Consider the following 17,905-nt stretch of genomic DNA (forward strand, 5'->3'; position numbering starts at 1 on the left):
AGATCCCGCTAACACGTAGCGGGATACTATCTACACCGTCATACCGCCGCGGTATCTCTAGGCTCTGTGGACAAAATTTTAGAGAAGCCATACAAGAGCTCCAACAAAATTGAGAAAACCCATAAAAACCTCAGCAGTTTTATCAAATCTGGAAAAAATGCGCCTAAAATTTTTAATTTTACCAAAAAAACACTCAATCAAATGACGTTCTTTGTAGATATGCTCATCGTAATACCTTTGCACTTTTCGATTCCGTTTTGGCGGAATAACTACTGTACATCCCTTGTCTTCAAGACTTGTAACAAAGGCATTGCTATCGTAGCCCTTGTCAGCTACTACAGTAGAGTTATAGATACTTTCGGTCAACACTTGTGCCTGCGTAATTTCATTTCTTTGACCAGGAGTCAGAGTAAATTTAAGTGGATTTCCAAGTGCATCGACAAGCGCATGTATTTTAGTTGTAAAGCCACCTTTGCTCCTCCCTAAAGCTTCTTGATCCTTGGAGTTTTTTGTATATCCAGATGAACATGGATGGGCTCGGATGATCGTACCGTCGATTATAGCAACTTCTAAATCAGGCTCTTGTTTAGTATATTCAAGCAATTTTTTCCAGACATCTCTTTCACACCATCTTTTAAATCGCTTATGTATACTCCTGTAATTACCATAAGTTTTTGGTAAAAGTCTCCATTGGCAACCACTTCGCACTATGTACCACACTGCCTCTATGAATATTCTTAAACGTTTTTCATCTTTGCTGTGCATTCCTTTTACGCTTTTTATGAACTCTAAAATTTGTTTCCAATTTTCCTCTTTGATGTAATATTGCATATGGTAGTTTCTCCATTTTTTACCTATTAGGCTAAACTACCATCTTTTTCTCTCTTTTCATATTTTTTGTCCACAGAGCCTAGGAAAATTAAGTGAAGTAGATAAATGTAATACTAAATTGTTGGGCAAGATTATATTTAAAGGTCTAATGAAGTTAATATTAATGGGGCAAAAAACAAGCCTAAGAGCGCTAGAAATGGTAATAAACAGGTGTATAATGGATAAGAATAGCGATAAAAGTACAGTAACATACAGTGGTTTGTCAAAAAGGTTAAAAGTTATAAATCCAGAATATTTTAAGGGAGTATATATTGATTTGATGAGCAAGATTAAAAAGCTATTACCCCAAAAAACATCAAATAACTTACATAAGTTTGATTCGACGATCATAAATTTATCGGGATATCTCATAAAAGATGGGCTAAAAATAGGCGGTAAAAGTAACGACAGTCAAGTTAAAGTGAGTGTAGGATTAAAGGATCAATTGCCGACAAGTATAAGATTTTGTAAAGGACAAGAAGAAAGTAGTGAAGATATAGCATTAGTGAGAGCAATTAATGAAGCTAAAGTTGAAAAAGAGGATATTTTATTATTTGATAGAGGAATCAGAAAAGTTGGAACTTTTGCCGAATTTGATGAAAAGGAGTACAAATTTATCACAAGAGTTAAAGTAGGAAGAAAACATGATGTTATAAGCAGGAACAAAGTTATAAGAGAACAAAAATCGGATGGATCAGAGATTTTAGAAGATATAATAGTTAATCTTTATCGTGCACGAGGTAAAGTGGCAGAAAAGCATGATCTACGGCTAATAAAAATCAGAAATAAAATTGGAGATGAAATATGGTTTTTGACAAACTTGTTTGAAATGCCAGCTTATGAAGTAACAGAGCTATATAGGCGCAGATGGGATATAGAAGTGTTCTTTAAATTTATAAAGCAAAATCTTGGATATAAGCACTTTTTAAGCCATACTATGAATGGCATGAAGGTACATGATTATTATTACGGCTTTGTTATTTCTTGTTTATAAAATCAAAAATAATCTACATGGGTTCAAAATAGCATTACTGCAATTCACATTGGATCTAAATGACTCTTTTATACGTTCGATTGTTTTACTGTCGGGAGGTAATTTACATGCCGTTGATCATCTCATATCACGTTATTTTTGATACTTTCAACACTTATGGCCAGCGCCCCATAAGTGTTGAAAGTGCAGTCACACAAGGTGATTAATGGTATGTAAATCTCCTCTTGATATCAACCTTCGTTGTTGGGAAAGCAGATAAACCACGTCAAAAATTCGCTTAAACCTTCTAACCACAGGCAAAAAGGCGCTTTTTTGATTTATTTTATTATCATTGAAATTTATGCCATTAACCACCTTATATAATGCCACTTATAGCACTTTCAACACTTATGGCCAGCGCCCCTATGATGTCATCCCAGTGCTTGACACTGGGATCTCATTTCGTAACTTCATAGTATAAATTACTTCAAATTGTATCTATTTGCAAATATATAAATATAGTAATTTTGCATAAAAAATTAGATCCCAGTGTCACGCACTGGGATGACACCCTCCTAGGCTCTGTGGACAAAAAATATGAAAAGAGAGAAAAAGATGGTAGTTTAGCCTAATAGGTAAAAAATGGAGAAACTACCATATGCAATATTACATCAAAGAGGAAAATTGGAAACAAATTTTAGAGTTCATAAAAAGCGTAAAAGGAATGCACAGCAAAGATGAAAAACGTTTAAGAATATTCATAGAGGCAGTGTGGTACATAGTGCGAAGTGGTTGCCAATGGAGACTTTTACCAAAAACTTATGGTAATTACAGGAGTATACATAAGCGATTTAAAAGATGGTGTGAAAGAGATGTCTGGAAAAAATTGCTTGAATATACTAAACAAGAGCCTGATTTAGAAGTTGCTATAATCGACGGTACGATCATCCGAGCCCATCCATGTTCATCTGGATATACAAAAAACTCCAAGGATCAAGAAGCTTTAGGGAGGAGCAAAGGTGGCTTTACAACTAAAATACATGCGCTTGTCGATGCACTTGGAAATCCACTTAAATTTACTCTGACTCCTGGTCAAAGAAATGAAATTACGCAGGCACAAGTGTTGACCGAAAGTATCTATAACTCTACTGTAGTAGCTGACAAGGGCTACGATAGCAATGCCTTTGTTACAAGTCTTGAAGACAAGGGATGTACAGTAGTTATTCCGCCAAAACGGAATCGAAAAGTGCAAAGGTATTACGATGAGCATATCTACAAAGAACGTCATTTGATTGAGTGTTTTTTTGGTAAAATTAAAAATTTTAGGCGCATTTTTTCCAGATTTGATAAAACTGCTGAGGTTTTTATGGGTTTTCTCAATTTTGTTGGAGCTCTTGTATGGCTTCTCTAAAATTTTGTCCACAGAGCCTAGTAGAAACGCTTTTGTAATTGCAACATTCGTGCAATCTTTAGCCATGAATATTAAGAAACTTACCAAACGAAAAAAAGGCAAAAGAAACCCTAGTCATTGTCTATTTTCAGTATTGGCGTTTTTTTATGTTTTTTACACTTAGTAACCACGACTCAGCTGCATTTAAACTGCAACTAACTTTTAGCTATAAACATTAAAAAATTTACTAGGCAGAAAAAAAGGCAAAGAAAACCCGTGGTAGCTAGTTATTACACTCTCTATTTTAAAATTTGACGTTGGGTGATGTCTTGAACGCTTTATAAGCGCGTTTCAGCTTGTATAGGTAAAAACCTAGAAATTTGATAAAGACATACGGTGCACATAGTGCAAAGAATTAAACAATAGTACGCCAAATACAAGTTTTCTTGTCATTTTAATCTGCTGCAGAGATTGCGAAGTTAAATAAAATAGCTTCAGTTTCATGATAAGGGGGCTGGCGGAGTTTGTCAAGGAAGTTTTTTCGTTTCTACTGAATGACAGTTGTGGCTTGGGCAAGAAGTCTATTTCCACAAAAATGCTTCGATTTATCTTAACATTTTGTCAACTACCTTTGTAGATTTAAAAGGGCATTTTTACATATTCCATATGACTGCCAGTTGCACCCCTCACATGCGTAATCAAATTTCTTTAAAGACATTTTCTCTCTAATCTTTTCTACCGCTTCACTCCAGGTCAAAGTCTCGCCAATTTTTATTCCTAAAATTTCCATATGCCTTCTATCTAGCTCTAAAACTTTAGCTTGTGTGGTGCATTCACCTTGTTTAGTCTGGTTTGGGCAAGCACTACAAATACTATCAAGATTGCCGACTACTTCGATTTGAGTACTAATTACTTTGCTTGCTATCTTTTTATAATTTTCTACAAAACCCTGAGAATACCCATATCCCCGAAACGCGAGGGTGCACATGAAATGATGGGGGCGGAATTTTATCATTTTTTCAAATATTGCAAAGCTGCTACAAGTAGAAAAATTTTTACCAAACCAGGAAGGATAAATGGTAAAACACCCACCATTATTGCTTGTCCCAGACCCAAGTAAACAGCAAGCCAACTAACACCACAAATAAAGATTATAACTATACCAGCCAGACAACTTAAAGAATTACACACAAATGATTTATACTTAGAGTTCAGTAATTCATTTACTTTGCTCATTACCACAACAGCAGCTAAACAGCCAATTAAATATCCACCTGTTGGTCCGAGAAAAATGTGATAACCACCAGAAAAATTCGCAAAAACAGGAAATCCTGCTGCACCAAGTGATAGATATGTAAGCACAGAATAGAATGCTGTTCTGCGGTTAAATTTAAGCCCAATAAGCATTACTCCCAAAGTTTGCAATGTGATAGGCACAGGCTGCAATGGTATGCTTATTTGAGCCATCAAGAATAAAAGTAAAACGCAAGACAATATCTCAGCCAGTGTTAATCTACTGCTAGACTGTGTTATAAACATACTTCCCAATAAAAATAACTTATTAAATGTAATATATGTGTATAAGAGGTTTTGCAATTTAAATTTTGCTCATATTGTGCTACAATGAATTATTTATGCACTATTAAATTAAAAATGATGAGTAAACAAGATCTATTATCGTTGATGAAAGCAAGACACAGCGGACGTTCATACGATACTACAAGAGCGATATCTCAGGAAGACGTGGATATTTTAATGGAAGCTGTAAGGCTGACTCCCTCATGTTTTGGTGATGAACCTTGGAGATATGTGATATGCAACAAACAGAACAATCAAAGCGCATGGGAAAAGCTGCTAAATTGCCTTGATGAATCTAATCAAAAATGGGCAAAAGATGCACAAGTGTTAATCATATCTTTAAGTGCTAAAAACTTCCGTAAACGAGGTAAAGGAGAAAATCTTTGGGCTAGTCATGATACTGGTGCAGCAAATTATGCACTTATGCTACAGGCTGCATCTGTGAACTTAATGGCTCATCAAATGGGTGGATTTGATAGAGATAAAATAGTAGAAAGATTCAACATATCCGATGATTTTAATGTAATGTCAGTGATAGCGGTTGGTTACGAAGAAGAGGGCGCTGAAACAAGTAAGAAAAAAAGAAGACCAATAGAAGAAATATTTTTTTATGATGAGTGGCCAAGGTCCTAAAAATTTTATCAAGATGCACGGTACTGGCAATAATTTTGTTATCATAGACTCACGTTCAACAAACAATTTAGACTGGAACTATAGACAAATTGCTGATCAAAGCAGTTGTGATCAAGTGATAATTATAACAATGTCTAATGCTGCAAACTGCTTTATACATATCTATAATGCTGATGGTAGTCGAGCTGAAATGTGCGGAAACGCAGCACGCTGTGTTGGATATTTGATAATGTCAGAAAAAGGTACTGAGTATATCACTATTGAGCTGGTAAACAAACGCATTTTAGAGTGTTTTAAAGTTGGTGATAAATCCATAAAGGTTAACATGGGTAAACCTTTGCTAAAATGGCATGAAATTCCCTTGTCTACTGAGTGTGACACTCTTCACTTACCTATAGAGCTTGAAATGCTAAAAGATCCTGTTGCAGTAAATATTGGTAACCCTCATATAGTTTTTTTTGTTGATAACATAAGTGAAATACCATTGCGAAATTTAGGACCAAAGCTAGAAAATCACGTACTATTTCCTCAGAAAATTAATATTAGTATTGCACAAGTTGAAAAGTCTGGAGAAATAGCTTTAAGAGTTTGGGAAAGAGGTACAGGCATTACTGCATCATGCGGTAGTGCAGCCTGTGCAGCACTTGTTGCATCCACACTACGTGGATATCTGACTGTCCAACAGACTTCAGTAGATTTACCAGGAGGTAAGTTATTAATCGAATGGGCAAATAACGTATTCATGACCGGTGATATAGGATTTTTGTGATAATTGTTTTCACAATGCAAAACTACTTGACAAACTCCGCCAGCGCACTTATCATGGAAGTGAAGCTATTGTATTTGCTTTCGCCAATCTGCAGATTAAAAGGTAAGGATTACTTAATGTATCGGCGTCTTATGTTCAATTTTTTGCAGTATATAGATACTGTATGTCTTTACAAAACTTCATCTACATCTAGATTTTTATCTAAATAAGCTGAACGCGCTTACAAAGCGTTACAAGACATCAAAAAATGCCAATACTCGACAGAGATAGTAAAAGACTAGCTAACTCGGGGATCCTTTGTCTTTTTTTCTGCTTAGTAAATTTCTTAAACATTTGCAGCGTAGATTAGTTGCAATTAAAAGCAGCTTAATCTCGCTTGTCAAGCGTTTAAAACATAAAAAACGCCAATATTTTAAAGCGGATAATAACCACGGGGCTTCTTTTGCCTTTTTTTCATTTGGTAAATTCCTTAATATTTATAGCTAAACGACAACCGTCATCCCGCTACGTGTTAGCGGGATCTCTTGTTAGCGCCGCGGCGGTATGACGTAGGCTCTGTGGACAAAATTTTAGAGAAGCCATACAAGAGCTCCAACAAAATTGAGAAAACCCATAAAAACCTCAGCAGTTTTATCAAATCTGGAAAAAATGCGCCTAAAATTTTTAATTTTACCAAAAAAACACTCAATCAAATGACGTTCTTTGTAGATATGCTCATCGTAATACCTTTGCACTTTTCGATTCCGTTTTGGCGGAATAACTACTGTACATCCCTTGTCTTCAAGACTTGTAACAAAGGCATTGCTATCGTAGCCCTTGTCAGCTACTACAGTAGAGTTATAGATACTTTCGGTCAACACTTGTGCCTGCGTAATTTCATTTCTTTGACCAGGAGTCAGAGTAAATTTAAGTGGATTTCCAAGTGCATCGACAAGCGCATGTATTTTAGTTGTAAAGCCACCTTTGCTCCTCCCTAAAGCTTCTTGATCCTTGGAGTTTTTTGTATATCCAGATGAACATGGATGGGCTCGGATGATCGTACCGTCGATTATAGCAACTTCTAAATCAGGCTCTTGTTTAGTATATTCAAGCAATTTTTTCCAGACATCTCTTTCACACCATCTTTTAAATCGCTTATGTATACTCCTGTAATTACCATAAGTTTTTGGTAAAAGTCTCCATTGGCAACCACTTCGCACTATGTACCACACTGCCTCTATGAATATTCTTAAACGTTTTTCATCTTTGCTGTGCATTCCTTTTACGCTTTTTATGAACTCTAAAATTTGTTTCCAATTTTCCTCTTTGATGTAATATTGCATATGGTAGTTTCTCCATTTTTTACCTATTAGGCTAAACTACCATCTTTTTCTCTCTTTTCATATTTTTTGTCCACAGAGCCTAGTTATTACACTCTCTATTTTAAAATTTGACGTTGGGTGATGTCTTGAACGCTTTATAAGCGCGTTTCAGCTTGTATAGGTAAAAACCTAGAAATTTGATAAAGACATACGGTGCACATAGTGCAAAGAATTAAACAATAGTACGCCAAATACAAGTTTTCTTGTCATTTTAATCTGCTGCAGAGATTGCGAAGTTAAATAAAATAGCTTCAGTTTCATGATAAGGGGGCTGGCGAGGTTTGTCAAGCAAGTTTTATGGCCTAGCGTCACACGCTGGAATGACACCGGATCGGCTTTGTTGCATCGCACCTTATGCGGTAGTAATTTACGATAAATTCATGTAGCCATTTCGAATTTAGCCATACCAATGTCAGTAAATTGATTAAGCAAATAGCACTTAATGAGTAGTTCTTTTCCACGATTTACTTCGGACTTATTCCTAAAGCTGAATCCAAATATTTGCTTTAATCTTGAGAAAAACCCTTCAATGTGAGCTCTCTTTCCATAATTTACTTCTTCTTTCCACTTTTTTATGCAATCATATGACTTTATTAGTCTAACAGCAGCATTTCTATCATCCATGTAATCCAATTTTTGGTGCTCTGTTGCGTTGTTTTTCGGAAGAACTTTTGTCTTTATACCAAACTTGTTACATAATTCGTAAAGCTTATGCCTGTCATATGCTCTATCCGCATATAATACCTTTACAGCATGAACTTCTTCTAACAAATCGCAAGCTCCATAGTGATCTGAATAAACTCCGCTGCTGTATTTTGCAGCTATGGCTTTTTTGCTGTTTATATTCAACATTACGTGTAGTTTCTTTACTTGTTCATAGCTGCGATACTTTCTATTTTCGCTATTTTCCTTGCTGTGGCCAGGAGTGTTGTTATAAATGCTGATGCTTGTGCTATCTATAGCAATTTCGATATCTTCCATATTATCTTTATCAATTCTGCAATCATTTATCTTAATATTAAGTTTCTTAAACCTTCTTGAAGCCTGAGAATAGCTGATAACTTGCAAATTTTTCCCAATTTGCTCAAGGTATCCTGCTATAAATCCAACTGTTTGCCTCAAACCTATTCTGAATAGATGGGTTATTATATGTATCAAAATCACCACTTTATTGCTGTAAATATTGTTGCCACCCTGCATTTTTGGCCCAATTTCATACCAATTTTCTATGGCTTCGTTGATATAACGAAAAATATTTCCTCTTTTTTCTAGAAATTTGTTATATTCGTTTTGGTTACTGACTCTCATTTTTTGTGGCATATTTTTTCTTCAACAGTTGAATGGCTATTTTATAATGAATTTTGTCAGTAACTGCCAGATTTTTTCGGTTGCTATGCAACAAAGCCCACCGGATCTCACATTCATTCTACTGCAACGCAGAAAATTCGTACAATTGTACATGATGTAGGGTTTCTGGCTACATTTTTCTATTAAACTCACCTTTCCTCTATGTAACAGATTTCGTATTAAATTTTAAATTTAATGCGCCTAGATATACAAGCATTCCCAGCAAAACCATAGGTATAGAAAGCAACTGCCCCATAGTTAAATCAAGCCACAAATAGCCAATTTGATAGTCTGGTTCGCGAAAAAACTCAATGAAAAAACGTGCTATTCCATACCACATAACTGCAATACCAGTTAACGCACCGTGATACAGTCTTATTCTAGTCAAGAAAAACAGTGAATTTGCAACTGCAAAAAGTAGCAGTCCTTCAAAAAGTGCCTCATAAAGCTGGCTTGGATGACGCAGCAAATTATCACCACTTTCTGGAAATACCATACCCCATGGCATAGTTGTAATTCTGCCAAATAACTCTCCGTTTATAAAATTGCCTATGCGACCTAAAAATAAACCTATGGGAACTCCGCAAGAAACTAGGTCCAGTGCATAAAATATAGGAATGTTATGTCTTTTACACGAAATGATCACTGCAAACAAAACTCCTATAGCACCACCATGAAATGACATTCCTCCTTCCCAGGTCTTCAATATCTCGATAGGGTTGCTTATATAAAGAACTGGATCATATATCAATACGTAGCCAAGTCTACCTCCAAGGATAATGCCTACAATAGTGGCTGTTAATAACGAATCGTAAAAATTCTTAGTAAATATTTTTTGGTCATCTAGCTTATGTAAATACCAATATGCAAACACTATACCCAAAACGTAGGCTAAGGAATACCAATATATAGAAACAGGACCGATGCTGAAAATTACTGGATTTAAAGACATATTTTGCTATAAATTATTCTTAGACAATCTACTTTTTTCACGATCCCACTCTCTCTGTTTTATAGTTGCTCTCTTATCGTAGAGTTTTTTTCCTTTTACAACGGCAATTTTAGTTTTTGCCAATCCTTTATCATTAAAATAGATCGAAAGCGGCACAACAGTTATCCCAGCGGTTTTGATTTGACCAATTAGTTTGTTCATCTCTTTTTTATGTAAAAGCAGTTTGCGTTCCCTTTTTGGTTTATGATTTTTTCGGTTTGCAGCTTTATATTCTGCAATATGCATATTGTGCAGCCATATTTCGCTATTCTTTTCGATAACGTAGGCGTCGGAAATATTTACTTTTCTTTCTCTTAGCGATTTAACTTCACTGCTTAATAAGACCATACCCGCTTCAAATTCTTCTAAGATGAAATATTCAAACCTTGCTTTCCTATTTTCTGCAATAACTTCCATATCTAAAGATATCTTTAAGCTTCAATATATTACAGAGTTTTTAACTTAATTCATAATATATCTTTCCTTAAAAAATCATTTAAGTTATACTGCAAACCATGAACCTTAGGCAAAAAATCAAGTTTTTTTCTCTATCATTTGTAATTTTATTTTCTCTATGGACTATATTGTCTGGTTATTTTGAGCCATTTTTTATTTTTTGTGGAGTGTTTTCCTCTATATTCACATTATTTATCTTTAGAAGGTTGATAAACGCTGAAAGGGCTCTTAGCCAGATTTTAAATGGTACGAGTAGACTGTCGTTTTATAAGTTAGTAAGTTACATACCATGGTTAATGTACCAAATCATTTTATCAAGTGTTTATGTAACAAAAAAGGTGCTACGACTCAAATCTAAGCTTGAGCCAATCATTATCCTAAGAAAATGCAAAGGGCATAATGATGAAAGCATTGCGTTATTTGCCAATTCGGTTACAATCACTCCTGGAACTTTAACTATCAATGTTGAAAGTAAGCAGAAAACATATTTCTCTACCATGTATCTGATAGATAAAGATCTTGAAAGCGGCATTTCTGAAATAGAAAATAAAATCTTAAAAATACTACGTTCAGTTAAGTAATTGCTTTAAATAAGTTAACAGCATCCTTATATTCCCTTACAAGACTTTCAAGCATCTCTTTTGGAAGGCTATTGTTAACAATAGAACATAAATAATTATATAAATCTTCTAACCTTAGTATGTTATTTCTCTTCTTGCTGTTGAATTTATACGGAAAAATACCTTCCATAACTTCAATAGTAGTAGCCTTGTTTAAAAATACATTTTCACTTGTCACGCTTATTCTTGCTAAAACAGTGTTAATTTCAGGTTCGTCATTTGTATAAAAATCTGATAGCTGAGTTATTCTAATAACATATAAAGTTACTATTTTTGACAAGCAATTATCAGCATATTCACAATTTTTTATTACCTCCCACTGAGTAACCTGAGATTTACCTATTTTTGCATTGTTCGGTAATTTACTCATTCAACTTTCTCCATTTAATCCAGTAGATAGATTATACTAATACTTTGTTAAATAAATGATAACGCAATCATAAAAATATATATTCATAATGGCATGTTATGTAAAATAGTACGATATCCAAACATTAAAGTTGATTTAGGCTGGTTTATATTGGGCACCTCTTATTTCTGCATTACCTAAGCAAGCTAAGCTGTAAAATGACAGTTGGACATCAGCTCATAACAGGAGCACTCTGAAATATAGCTAACCCAAGAAAGGTTTCCCCACGTCATACCGCCGCGGTATCTCAGCATAGATTCCACTAACGAGTAGCGGAATGACGAATTTGTTGTTTTTCAAATCGTTGGTAAACCTAAGTCACTTTAGCTATAGATTTACTTTTTGAGTTATTTTGTTAACATTAATTATTACACCAAATCAATTGCACAAAATGAAAAAGGTGAAACTTGGGATACTAATTTCAGGCAGGGGATCAAATATGCAGGCCTTGATAGAGGCATGTCAAAATCGTAATTTTCCTGCAGAAGTTGTGTGCGCTATCACAAATAATAGCGAAGCTGCTGGTCTGAAAATAGCAGAGCAAGCAGGAATCCCAGCGTTTGTTGTTAAAGATAAACCACTTGATGCTGATAAAATTCACAAAATACTTGTTCAACATAAGGTTGATTTAATTTGCCTTGCAGGGTTTATAAGAATTCTCAAAGCTGATTTTCTGAGTAAATGGCATAACAAGGTTATAAATATTCATCCCTCTTTACTTCCATCCTTTAAGGGCCTAAACGCTCAAGAGCAAGCTCTAAAAGCAGGTGTAAAAATTACAGGTTGTACTGTACATTATGTCACTCCTGAAATTGATGCTGGAGCCATAATTGCTCAAGTTGCTGTGCCAGTGTTACCAAATGATGATATTCAAAGCCTCTCAGAACGCATTCTAGCTGAGGAGCATAAGTGTTATATAGAAGCAGTAAGGTCAATAGCGAAGATATATGACTGTAATAATTATTGACCTTGAGCGTTTTTTCCAACTTCAACAAAAAATAAATTTTCAGGATCCAGTAAAGAACTTGCTAACTCGTTTACTTCTTCCAATTTAACATCATTAATATAGCTTACAAAATCATTCATATGGTTAATATCGCGGTTGTTTGTCTGAATATCATTTAGTTTTGCAACTATGCTGTTATTGTTAAACATAGAGAAAACATAGGAATTTACCATACTAATTTTTGTATCCCGAAATAACTGCTCATCAATTCCTTCTTTTCGAACCTTATTCAGCGTATCTTTTATTGCTGATATTGATTGACTGGCAGTAGAACTATCAGTATTAATACTTCCAGCTATAACGTTCCCATGTTTATTGGGAATAATACTTGCATAAACACCATAAGTAATACCCAAGTTTTGCCTCAGTTCTTTCATTAATATTGAATTCAATCCCATGCCACCAAGTGCATTAATCAAGACACTGGCGTTATAATAATTAGGATCTTCATAAGCTATACCTTTTTGAGCAAAAAGTATTACACTCTGTGGTATATCCATAAAAATGTTCTTACTTTCTGCAGGGCCAAAATCATTTTTTACAGGTATTTTTCTAATTTTTGATCTTTTTGATGGCAATTTAGATAAATATTTATCTAACAACGTAATAATTTCTTCTTTTTTTGCACAACCAACAACGCTGATAACTATGTTATCTTTAGCAAAATTACGCTTTATGTATGTTAAAACATCATCTCTAGTAATGTTTATTATAGTGTCAAGAGTACCGTACACACTTTTTGAGTAAGGATGCTTTTTAAATAACAATGTCTCTAGTTCTTCTCCAGCAACAAAATAAGGACTTTTTTCAAGATTATTGAAATTAACTTTGGCTTTCTCGAAAACTCTATTCAACCCTTCAGAGTCAACTTTAGGACGCGTTATAGCGTCGCTAAGTAGTGAAACACCTTCTTCTAAATTCTCAGACAGAGTGTCCAACGAAACTCCAAACGTTTCTAAACCAGCACTAAAACGTAGACTAATTCCTTTATCTTCTAGCCTTTTTGCAAAATCTTTGGCATCATTTTTTCCTGCCCCTTCTTGAACTATAAGAGAAGTAAACCAGGTAAGTCCCTGTTTTTCTGCACTCTCATACACATAACCTGCATCTTTAAACGATATATTTAGTGAAACTTTTGGTAAATCACAGTTTTCAACAAATAAAAACTTAAATCCTTTACGAGTAGTAACCTCTTCTATATTTAAGTTACCACTTGCTTGTAAATTAAAGCTTAGGCAGAAAAAAAATTGAAATATAATTTTACTTATTTTCATTGTTATCTCCTTTTGGTAATAAACGACCAATTAACTTATTGAAAGAAAAGATAGTACGAATTTTGTTGTTTACATCCTCTAGATTAACATCATTTACTTTGCTGTACGTAATATCTATTTCATCAAGTGGAATACCAAGCGCTAAGTGTGAGCCATAGAAAAATGCTATATTGTCTAAGCTAGATAGATTATCAAATTGTGCTGCCTTATACCTATATTTTGAGCTTTGCAACTCCTCATCCGTTATTCCTTTAGACATGAAGTTATTAATAGCATTATCTAACTCTCTTTCAACAATATCTAAATTAACGCCACTTTTTGGAATGACCTGAATATCAATGTAGCTATCACTAAAAGTTAAGCTGTCATACTCAGCAAATACAGACACCGCTACGTCTTTGTCTAGAACTAAATCTTTGTATAACTTGCTGGACTTGCCGCCACCTAAAATGTCAACCGCTAAATGAGTAGCAGAAGCTTCATTTATGTGCTCAAATAAGGGAACACGATAACGAAAATATAAAACTGGTTCTTTTACTTCAGTGCTCTCTAAAATCACTGATAAACCTGCATTATGTACTGGATCCTGATTTGGGTAATGTCTTATTACAGGCTTAGCTTTAATTTCGCCATATTTTTCTTCTGCTAATTTCACTACTTCATCAAGTTCCACATCACCCACAATCAGTAATATTGCATTGCCGGAGTGATAATAGTTATCATGAAACCTCGTTATGTTATCCTGATTGTAAGTTTTGATATCGCTCTCCCAGCCGATAACAGACCTGCCATAGCCAGTACGGTAAAATGCACTATTCATTTCTTCCCATAACAAGTTGTTAGGATGATTATCAAATCTCATTTTTCTTTCTTCCAGTACAATGTTTTTTTCTCTATCTATTTTGTCTTGAGTAACATTAAAGCTGCCCATTCTATCTGCTTCAACTTCCATTGCCAGTGGTAAGTCATTTTTAAGGACTAATTCGTAGTAACAGGTATATTCCTTAGTAGTAAACGCATTAAACTGGGCCCCAATGCTACTCATAGTGGCTTCTATATCTGTGAACTTCCCTGTAGTTTCAAACATTAAATGTTCAAAGTAGTGAGCCAATCCTGCTTTGCCAATTGGATCATCCATTCCCCCAACTTTGTATATTACTGCATGTAAAACGGCTGGAACCCGATGATTAGGAACAACATAGATATCTAGTCCGTTACTGAGTTTAGCATGTTTTATGTCGTGCTCTATGCTCAAAGCCTTCAAAGAAATGGGATAAGTAAAAAAAAGTGCAGGTAGTATAAGAAAACTAAAAAACTTATGAAGCATTATTTCGACCTAATATAAAAACAATTATTTTATTCCTCATTTTGTTTAGAAATAAACATATCGTATATATACCACTTATATAACAATGTAAACATTCCACAAACTATAGATAAATCCGCTAAATTAAAAGCTGGCCAATACCAATCATCAATATGAAAATATATGAAATCATATACAGCTCCCCAATAAATCCTATCAACTACGTTTCCGATTGCTCCACCAATCATCAGAGAAAACCCAAGGTAAGTTGACTGATCATCAGACTTGTATATCAAGTATGCAAGTATACCAATTATTAGTATTGAAAATGCTGAAAAAAAGAAACCGCCATGCGGTAAAGCGCTACACATTCCAAAACTAATACCTGAATTCCAAACTTCAACTAGCTTTATAAAGCTAGCGATCTCAATTGATTCTCCCTCATCAATCAATGAGTTTATGTACAATTTGCTCGTTTGGTCAATCAATACTATAATTAGTATAACAATTAAGCATAACTTTTTCATAAATTTGCCCTTAACCTATAAACTTTAAGTATATCATAATTTATCTGTTTTGTTAACTCCTCAATACTATGGAATTTTTTTTCTGACCTTATGAATTTTAAAAGTTGTATATTGACTTTATGATTATATACGTCTTCATCAAAATTGAATATGTGCATTTCTATTATGGGCTTTTTCAGATCCTTAAATGTAGGTCTCATACCAATATTGACTACTCCATATAACCAATTTGGGTTATTATAAGAAAACATCACTTTAGCATAATATGTACCAAATTTTGGTTTTATCATGCAATCTTCTATAGGAATATTTATGGTTGGAAATCCTATTTCTCTACCTCTACACGCACCTTTTGTCACAACACCAGAAACTTGATAAGGTCTACCAAGTAATTTATTAGCAATTTCTATTTCGCCCCTTTGTACATACTCCCTTATTGAAGAAGAAGAGCAAATTTTGCCATCAATTATTAATGGCTCTAATTTAGTCAAAGAGTATCCATATGTTTCAGAATATTTCTCTAGAGTTAATATATCACCCAATCGTTTATGACCAAAAGTGCAATTTTCTCCGACAATTATGTGTTTAGCACCATATTTATCTATTAAAATCTCACTGATAAAGTTATCGCAGCTAACCTCAGAAAAACCTCTACTAAAATTAATAATATACAAGTAATCTATACCATAGCTGCTGATTAGTTCCTTTTTTTGTTCTTGGTCTATTAACCTAAAATTGTTTCTACCAAATAAAACAGTTGATGGGTGAGGCTCAAAAGTTAAAACTGCAGAGGGTAATCCTCTTTCTTGTGCTACCTTCTTTAGAGTGGAAATTGCAAATTCATGTCCTAAATGAATGCCATCGAAATTTCCGAAGGTTAGTGCTATATTATTTTCTATCCCTTGCTCACAATTATAAATAATTTTCATACAATTTGATGTTTTTACATGTTTCTTATATATAATAACTATATTTTAGTAAGCTACGGAGATAAATTGTGAAAAATGTTGTGATATATGTAAAGAAGGGCTGTCCATACTGCATAAGGGCAAAGGATTTACTAGATAGAAAAGGTGTGAAATATGAAGAAATCGATGTGCTCAAAAACTCAGATCTATTTAACGACATAAAATCAAAGTATAACGTTAGAACAGTTCCACAGATCTTTATTACTGATGATAATGGAAATTATATTCACCATATCGCAGAAAGCGACAAATTGATGGATCTTGAAAAAGAAGGAAAGTTGGATGATATGCTAAATAATAATGACAGTTACATTGATGTCACAACCTACACAAGTAACAATGATGAATATGAAGAAGGCGTTGTACTACACGATGATTTTATGTAACTTTTTATCTTGTTTTGTCGTGTAATACGTAAATGAAAACTAGTATGCTCACTTTAAACAATTCTTAATGAATTGAAAATACAATTCATTTAGTGAGTTTTTTTAGTGGGAAAAAATGACAAAAAATATTTCAATTATTAGCAGAAACTTAATTAGTATCGAATTAGTTGACAAACAAGATTTAGAGAATTTCATCAAGATTTTCACAGTGCTTGATAAACATATAGCAGCTAAAACACTTTTTACAGAAGAAGTGAGAATAGAGTATAAACAGCACAACAATATAGAAGTTGTTGAATTGCTAAAAGATACAGACTTTACATATCATGAGGTTGAAAATGTATTGAACCACCTGAGTAAACATGGAATGAAGGTGCCCAGCAGTGTTATAGCACACACCCTTTTTGCTGCATACAATCACGCACTTGAATTTAAGGATGTAGCATTTTCCTTTTCTGAAGGCTCTCCACAATTTAACATCAGAGTGAGTAAGAACATCTTCATAATAACTCCTATGAGTGAAGAGAATTTGGAATTGAATTCACAAAGTAGCAAGACATTAATAGAGTCGTTACAGAGCGAAAAAAATATTTATGATTGTATAGTAGAAGAAAATACCATTAAAGTTATAGTGCATTCTGAAATACATCAAGCTATAAATTTGATTATAAAATCACTGATAAAGTCTCGCCTTTTAGCAAAAGAGGAAGAAGGAAAATTCAAAGAGAAATTGAGACAACTTGCTTTTAAAGATCAAGCTTTTGTTGAGTATTCCAGTATCAAAACCATCAGTAGGTATCCGCATAATCATCCTCTGAGAAAGCATGAAAGCATTACTAAGGATATAGAAAATATTTTATGTGATTTCATAACAAATGAGAATAGCGAGTTCGCTATAGAGCGGTTAAATAGGCTGAGCTCAGCAGTTTCTCCGGATACTCCAAGAATCATCACTAAAACTATAGATAAACTTGTTAAATTTCATTAAGGTACACGAGAGCCAATAGACTTCTTGTATTACCTTTTGTCATCCAAGTAGCC

At 34.1% G+C, this 17,905-nt stretch carries 20 protein-coding genes; 8 read left to right on the top strand and 12 right to left on the bottom strand.

The genetic code is table 11. From position 1 onward, the window contains the following. Nucleotides 1-78: 78 nt before the first annotated feature. Entirely contained in the window at nucleotides 79-831 is a 753-nt protein-coding gene (locus tag OPR26_RS00260) for an IS5 family transposase (RefSeq protein ID WP_264702259.1), read from the bottom strand. A 148-nt stretch (nucleotides 832-979) separates the two neighbouring features. On the opposite strand from OPR26_RS00260, the gene OPR26_RS00265 reads away from it, so the two are divergent. Both OPR26_RS00265 and OPR26_RS00270 read left to right on the top strand, forming a co-directional pair. After that, the gene (locus OPR26_RS00265) at nucleotides 980-1,864 is read left to right on the top strand and encodes an IS4 family transposase (RefSeq protein WP_265015902.1); all 885 of its coding nucleotides are present in this window, start codon (nucleotides 980-982) and stop codon (nucleotides 1,862-1,864) included. Between the two features lie 637 nt (nucleotides 1,865-2,501). After that, nucleotides 2,502-3,254, top strand: a complete 753-nt coding sequence (locus OPR26_RS00270) for an IS5 family transposase (RefSeq protein ID WP_264702259.1) — start codon at nucleotides 2,502-2,504, stop codon at nucleotides 3,252-3,254. A gap of 604 nt (nucleotides 3,255-3,858) precedes the next feature. On the opposite strand, the gene OPR26_RS00275 is transcribed toward OPR26_RS00270, so the two are convergent. Both OPR26_RS00275 and OPR26_RS00280 read right to left on the bottom strand, forming a co-directional pair. Beyond that, nucleotides 3,859-4,248: a DUF1284 domain-containing protein gene (locus OPR26_RS00275; protein WP_265015903.1), complete on the bottom strand. Its 390-nt coding sequence runs from the start codon at nucleotides 4,246-4,248 to the stop codon at nucleotides 3,859-3,861. Next, complete coding sequence (locus OPR26_RS00280) at nucleotides 4,245-4,772, bottom strand: biotin transporter BioY (RefSeq protein WP_265015904.1); 528 nt, start codon at nucleotides 4,770-4,772, stop codon at nucleotides 4,245-4,247. Before OPR26_RS00280 ends, OPR26_RS00275 begins: the two co-directional genes overlap by 4 nt. A gap of 84 nt (nucleotides 4,773-4,856) precedes the next feature. Here OPR26_RS00280 and OPR26_RS00285 point away from each other — a divergent pair, with 84 nt between their 5' ends. Continuing rightward, on the top strand, nucleotides 4,857-5,444 hold the full coding sequence (locus OPR26_RS00285) for a nitroreductase family protein (protein WP_265016310.1): 588 nt from the start codon (nucleotides 4,857-4,859) through the stop codon (nucleotides 5,442-5,444). Continuing rightward, nucleotides 5,425-6,213, top strand: coding sequence for a diaminopimelate epimerase (gene dapF, locus OPR26_RS00290; protein WP_265016311.1), 789 nt, complete (start codon nucleotides 5,425-5,427; stop codon nucleotides 6,211-6,213). The genes OPR26_RS00285 and dapF overlap by 20 nt, the downstream gene beginning before the upstream one ends. A 569-nt stretch (nucleotides 6,214-6,782) precedes the next feature. Here the strand turns inward: dapF and OPR26_RS00295 are convergent. The 4 genes from OPR26_RS00295 to smpB all read right to left on the bottom strand — a co-directional run bounded on the left by OPR26_RS00295 (nucleotide 6,783) and on the right by smpB (nucleotide 10,329). Beyond that, nucleotides 6,783-7,535 carry an IS5 family transposase gene (locus OPR26_RS00295; RefSeq protein WP_264702259.1) on the bottom strand — a complete coding sequence of 251 codons (753 nt, stop codon included), beginning with the start codon at nucleotides 7,533-7,535 and terminating at the stop codon, nucleotides 6,783-6,785. A gap of 417 nt (nucleotides 7,536-7,952) precedes the next feature. Continuing rightward, nucleotides 7,953-8,894, bottom strand: coding sequence for an IS5 family transposase (locus OPR26_RS00300; RefSeq protein WP_265015625.1), 942 nt, complete (start codon nucleotides 8,892-8,894; stop codon nucleotides 7,953-7,955). Nucleotides 8,895-9,081: 187 nt separating this feature from the next. Next, nucleotides 9,082-9,873, bottom strand: a complete 792-nt coding sequence (lgt, locus tag OPR26_RS00305) for a prolipoprotein diacylglyceryl transferase (RefSeq protein ID WP_265015905.1) — start codon at nucleotides 9,871-9,873, stop codon at nucleotides 9,082-9,084. A gap of 6 nt (nucleotides 9,874-9,879) precedes the next feature. Then, a complete protein-coding gene (gene smpB / locus OPR26_RS00310) occupies nucleotides 9,880-10,329 on the bottom strand; it encodes an SsrA-binding protein SmpB (RefSeq protein WP_265015906.1) in 450 nt (149 codons plus the stop codon). 98 nt (nucleotides 10,330-10,427) lie between these two features. On the opposite strand from smpB, the gene OPR26_RS00315 reads away from it, so the two are divergent. Further along, nucleotides 10,428-10,949, top strand: a complete 522-nt coding sequence (locus tag OPR26_RS00315; RefSeq protein WP_265015907.1) for a Na+/H+ antiporter subunit E — start codon at nucleotides 10,428-10,430, stop codon at nucleotides 10,947-10,949. On the opposite strand, the gene OPR26_RS00320 is transcribed toward OPR26_RS00315, so the two are convergent. Continuing rightward, nucleotides 10,942-11,358, bottom strand: coding sequence for a hypothetical protein (locus tag OPR26_RS00320; RefSeq protein WP_253302099.1), 417 nt, complete (start codon nucleotides 11,356-11,358; stop codon nucleotides 10,942-10,944). The genes OPR26_RS00315 and OPR26_RS00320 overlap by 8 nt on opposite strands. Nucleotides 11,359-11,788: 430 nt before the next feature. Here OPR26_RS00320 and purN point away from each other — a divergent pair, with 430 nt between their 5' ends. Beyond that, nucleotides 11,789-12,364: a phosphoribosylglycinamide formyltransferase gene (gene purN, locus OPR26_RS00325; RefSeq protein ID WP_265016312.1), complete on the top strand. Its 576-nt coding sequence runs from the start codon at nucleotides 11,789-11,791 to the stop codon at nucleotides 12,362-12,364. Here the strand turns inward: purN and OPR26_RS00330 are convergent. The 4 genes from OPR26_RS00330 to ribF are packed head-to-tail and all read right to left on the bottom strand — an operon-like array spanning nucleotide 12,358 to nucleotide 16,439. Continuing rightward, nucleotides 12,358-13,677: a M16 family metallopeptidase gene (locus tag OPR26_RS00330; RefSeq protein ID WP_265015908.1), complete on the bottom strand. Its 1,320-nt coding sequence runs from the start codon at nucleotides 13,675-13,677 to the stop codon at nucleotides 12,358-12,360. The genes purN and OPR26_RS00330 overlap by 7 nt on opposite strands. Continuing rightward, nucleotides 13,664-15,004 carry a M16 family metallopeptidase gene (locus OPR26_RS00335; RefSeq protein ID WP_265015909.1) on the bottom strand — a complete coding sequence of 447 codons (1,341 nt, stop codon included), beginning with the start codon at nucleotides 15,002-15,004 and terminating at the stop codon, nucleotides 13,664-13,666. Before OPR26_RS00335 ends, OPR26_RS00330 begins: the two co-directional genes overlap by 14 nt. A gap of 29 nt (nucleotides 15,005-15,033) precedes the next feature. Beyond that, a complete protein-coding gene (gene lspA, locus OPR26_RS00340; protein ID WP_096617753.1) occupies nucleotides 15,034-15,510 on the bottom strand; it encodes a signal peptidase II in 477 nt (158 codons plus the stop codon). Next, nucleotides 15,507-16,439, bottom strand: a complete 933-nt coding sequence (gene ribF, locus OPR26_RS00345) for a riboflavin biosynthesis protein RibF (RefSeq protein ID WP_253302102.1) — start codon at nucleotides 16,437-16,439, stop codon at nucleotides 15,507-15,509. Before ribF ends, lspA begins: the two co-directional genes overlap by 4 nt. 68 nt (nucleotides 16,440-16,507) lie before the next feature. Between ribF and OPR26_RS00350 the strand changes: the two genes are divergently transcribed. Together OPR26_RS00350 and OPR26_RS00355 are read left to right on the top strand one after the other, a co-directional pair. Further along, entirely contained in the window at nucleotides 16,508-16,864 is a 357-nt protein-coding gene (locus tag OPR26_RS00350) for a glutaredoxin (RefSeq protein WP_253302103.1), read from the top strand. Between the two features lie 115 nt (nucleotides 16,865-16,979). Continuing rightward, complete coding sequence (locus tag OPR26_RS00355; protein WP_265015910.1) at nucleotides 16,980-17,852, top strand: hypothetical protein; 873 nt, start codon at nucleotides 16,980-16,982, stop codon at nucleotides 17,850-17,852. The last annotated feature ends 53 nt before the right edge of the window (nucleotides 17,853-17,905 follow it).

Source organism: Wolbachia endosymbiont (group A) of Anoplius nigerrimus (assembly GCF_947251795.1).
Taxonomy (GTDB): Bacteria; Pseudomonadota; Alphaproteobacteria; order Rickettsiales; family Anaplasmataceae; genus Wolbachia.

Excerpts from the sequence above, each read along its gene's own strand:
- OPR26_RS00260 (WP_264702259.1), bottom strand. The coding sequence starts at position 831 with ATGCAATATTACATCAAAGAGGAAAATTGGAAACAAATTTTAGAGTTC.
- OPR26_RS00265 (WP_265015902.1), top strand. The coding sequence starts at position 980 with ATGAAGTTAATATTAATGGGGCAAAAAACAAGCCTAAGAGCGCTAGAA.
- OPR26_RS00270 (WP_264702259.1), top strand. The coding sequence starts at position 2,502 with ATGCAATATTACATCAAAGAGGAAAATTGGAAACAAATTTTAGAGTTC.
- OPR26_RS00275 (WP_265015903.1), bottom strand. The coding sequence starts at position 4,248 with ATGATAAAATTCCGCCCCCATCATTTCATGTGCACCCTCGCGTTTCGG.
- OPR26_RS00280 (WP_265015904.1), bottom strand. The coding sequence starts at position 4,772 with ATGTTTATAACACAGTCTAGCAGTAGATTAACACTGGCTGAGATATTG.
- OPR26_RS00285 (WP_265016310.1), top strand. The coding sequence starts at position 4,857 with ATGAATTATTTATGCACTATTAAATTAAAAATGATGAGTAAACAAGAT.
- dapF (WP_265016311.1), top strand. The coding sequence starts at position 5,425 with ATGAGTGGCCAAGGTCCTAAAAATTTTATCAAGATGCACGGTACTGGC.
- OPR26_RS00295 (WP_264702259.1), bottom strand. The coding sequence starts at position 7,535 with ATGCAATATTACATCAAAGAGGAAAATTGGAAACAAATTTTAGAGTTC.
- OPR26_RS00300 (WP_265015625.1), bottom strand. The coding sequence starts at position 8,894 with ATGCCACAAAAAATGAGAGTCAGTAACCAAAACGAATATAACAAATTT.
- lgt (WP_265015905.1), bottom strand. The coding sequence starts at position 9,873 with ATGTCTTTAAATCCAGTAATTTTCAGCATCGGTCCTGTTTCTATATAT.
- smpB (WP_265015906.1), bottom strand. The coding sequence starts at position 10,329 with ATGGAAGTTATTGCAGAAAATAGGAAAGCAAGGTTTGAATATTTCATC.
- OPR26_RS00315 (WP_265015907.1), top strand. The coding sequence starts at position 10,428 with ATGAACCTTAGGCAAAAAATCAAGTTTTTTTCTCTATCATTTGTAATT.
- OPR26_RS00320 (WP_253302099.1), bottom strand. The coding sequence starts at position 11,358 with ATGAGTAAATTACCGAACAATGCAAAAATAGGTAAATCTCAGGTTACT.
- purN (WP_265016312.1), top strand. The coding sequence starts at position 11,789 with ATGAAAAAGGTGAAACTTGGGATACTAATTTCAGGCAGGGGATCAAAT.
- OPR26_RS00330 (WP_265015908.1), bottom strand. The coding sequence starts at position 13,677 with ATGAAAATAAGTAAAATTATATTTCAATTTTTTTTCTGCCTAAGCTTT.
- OPR26_RS00335 (WP_265015909.1), bottom strand. The coding sequence starts at position 15,004 with ATGCTTCATAAGTTTTTTAGTTTTCTTATACTACCTGCACTTTTTTTT.
- lspA (WP_096617753.1), bottom strand. The coding sequence starts at position 15,510 with ATGAAAAAGTTATGCTTAATTGTTATACTAATTATAGTATTGATTGAC.
- ribF (WP_253302102.1), bottom strand. The coding sequence starts at position 16,439 with ATGAAAATTATTTATAATTGTGAGCAAGGGATAGAAAATAATATAGCA.
- OPR26_RS00355 (WP_265015910.1), top strand. The coding sequence starts at position 16,980 with ATGACAAAAAATATTTCAATTATTAGCAGAAACTTAATTAGTATCGAA.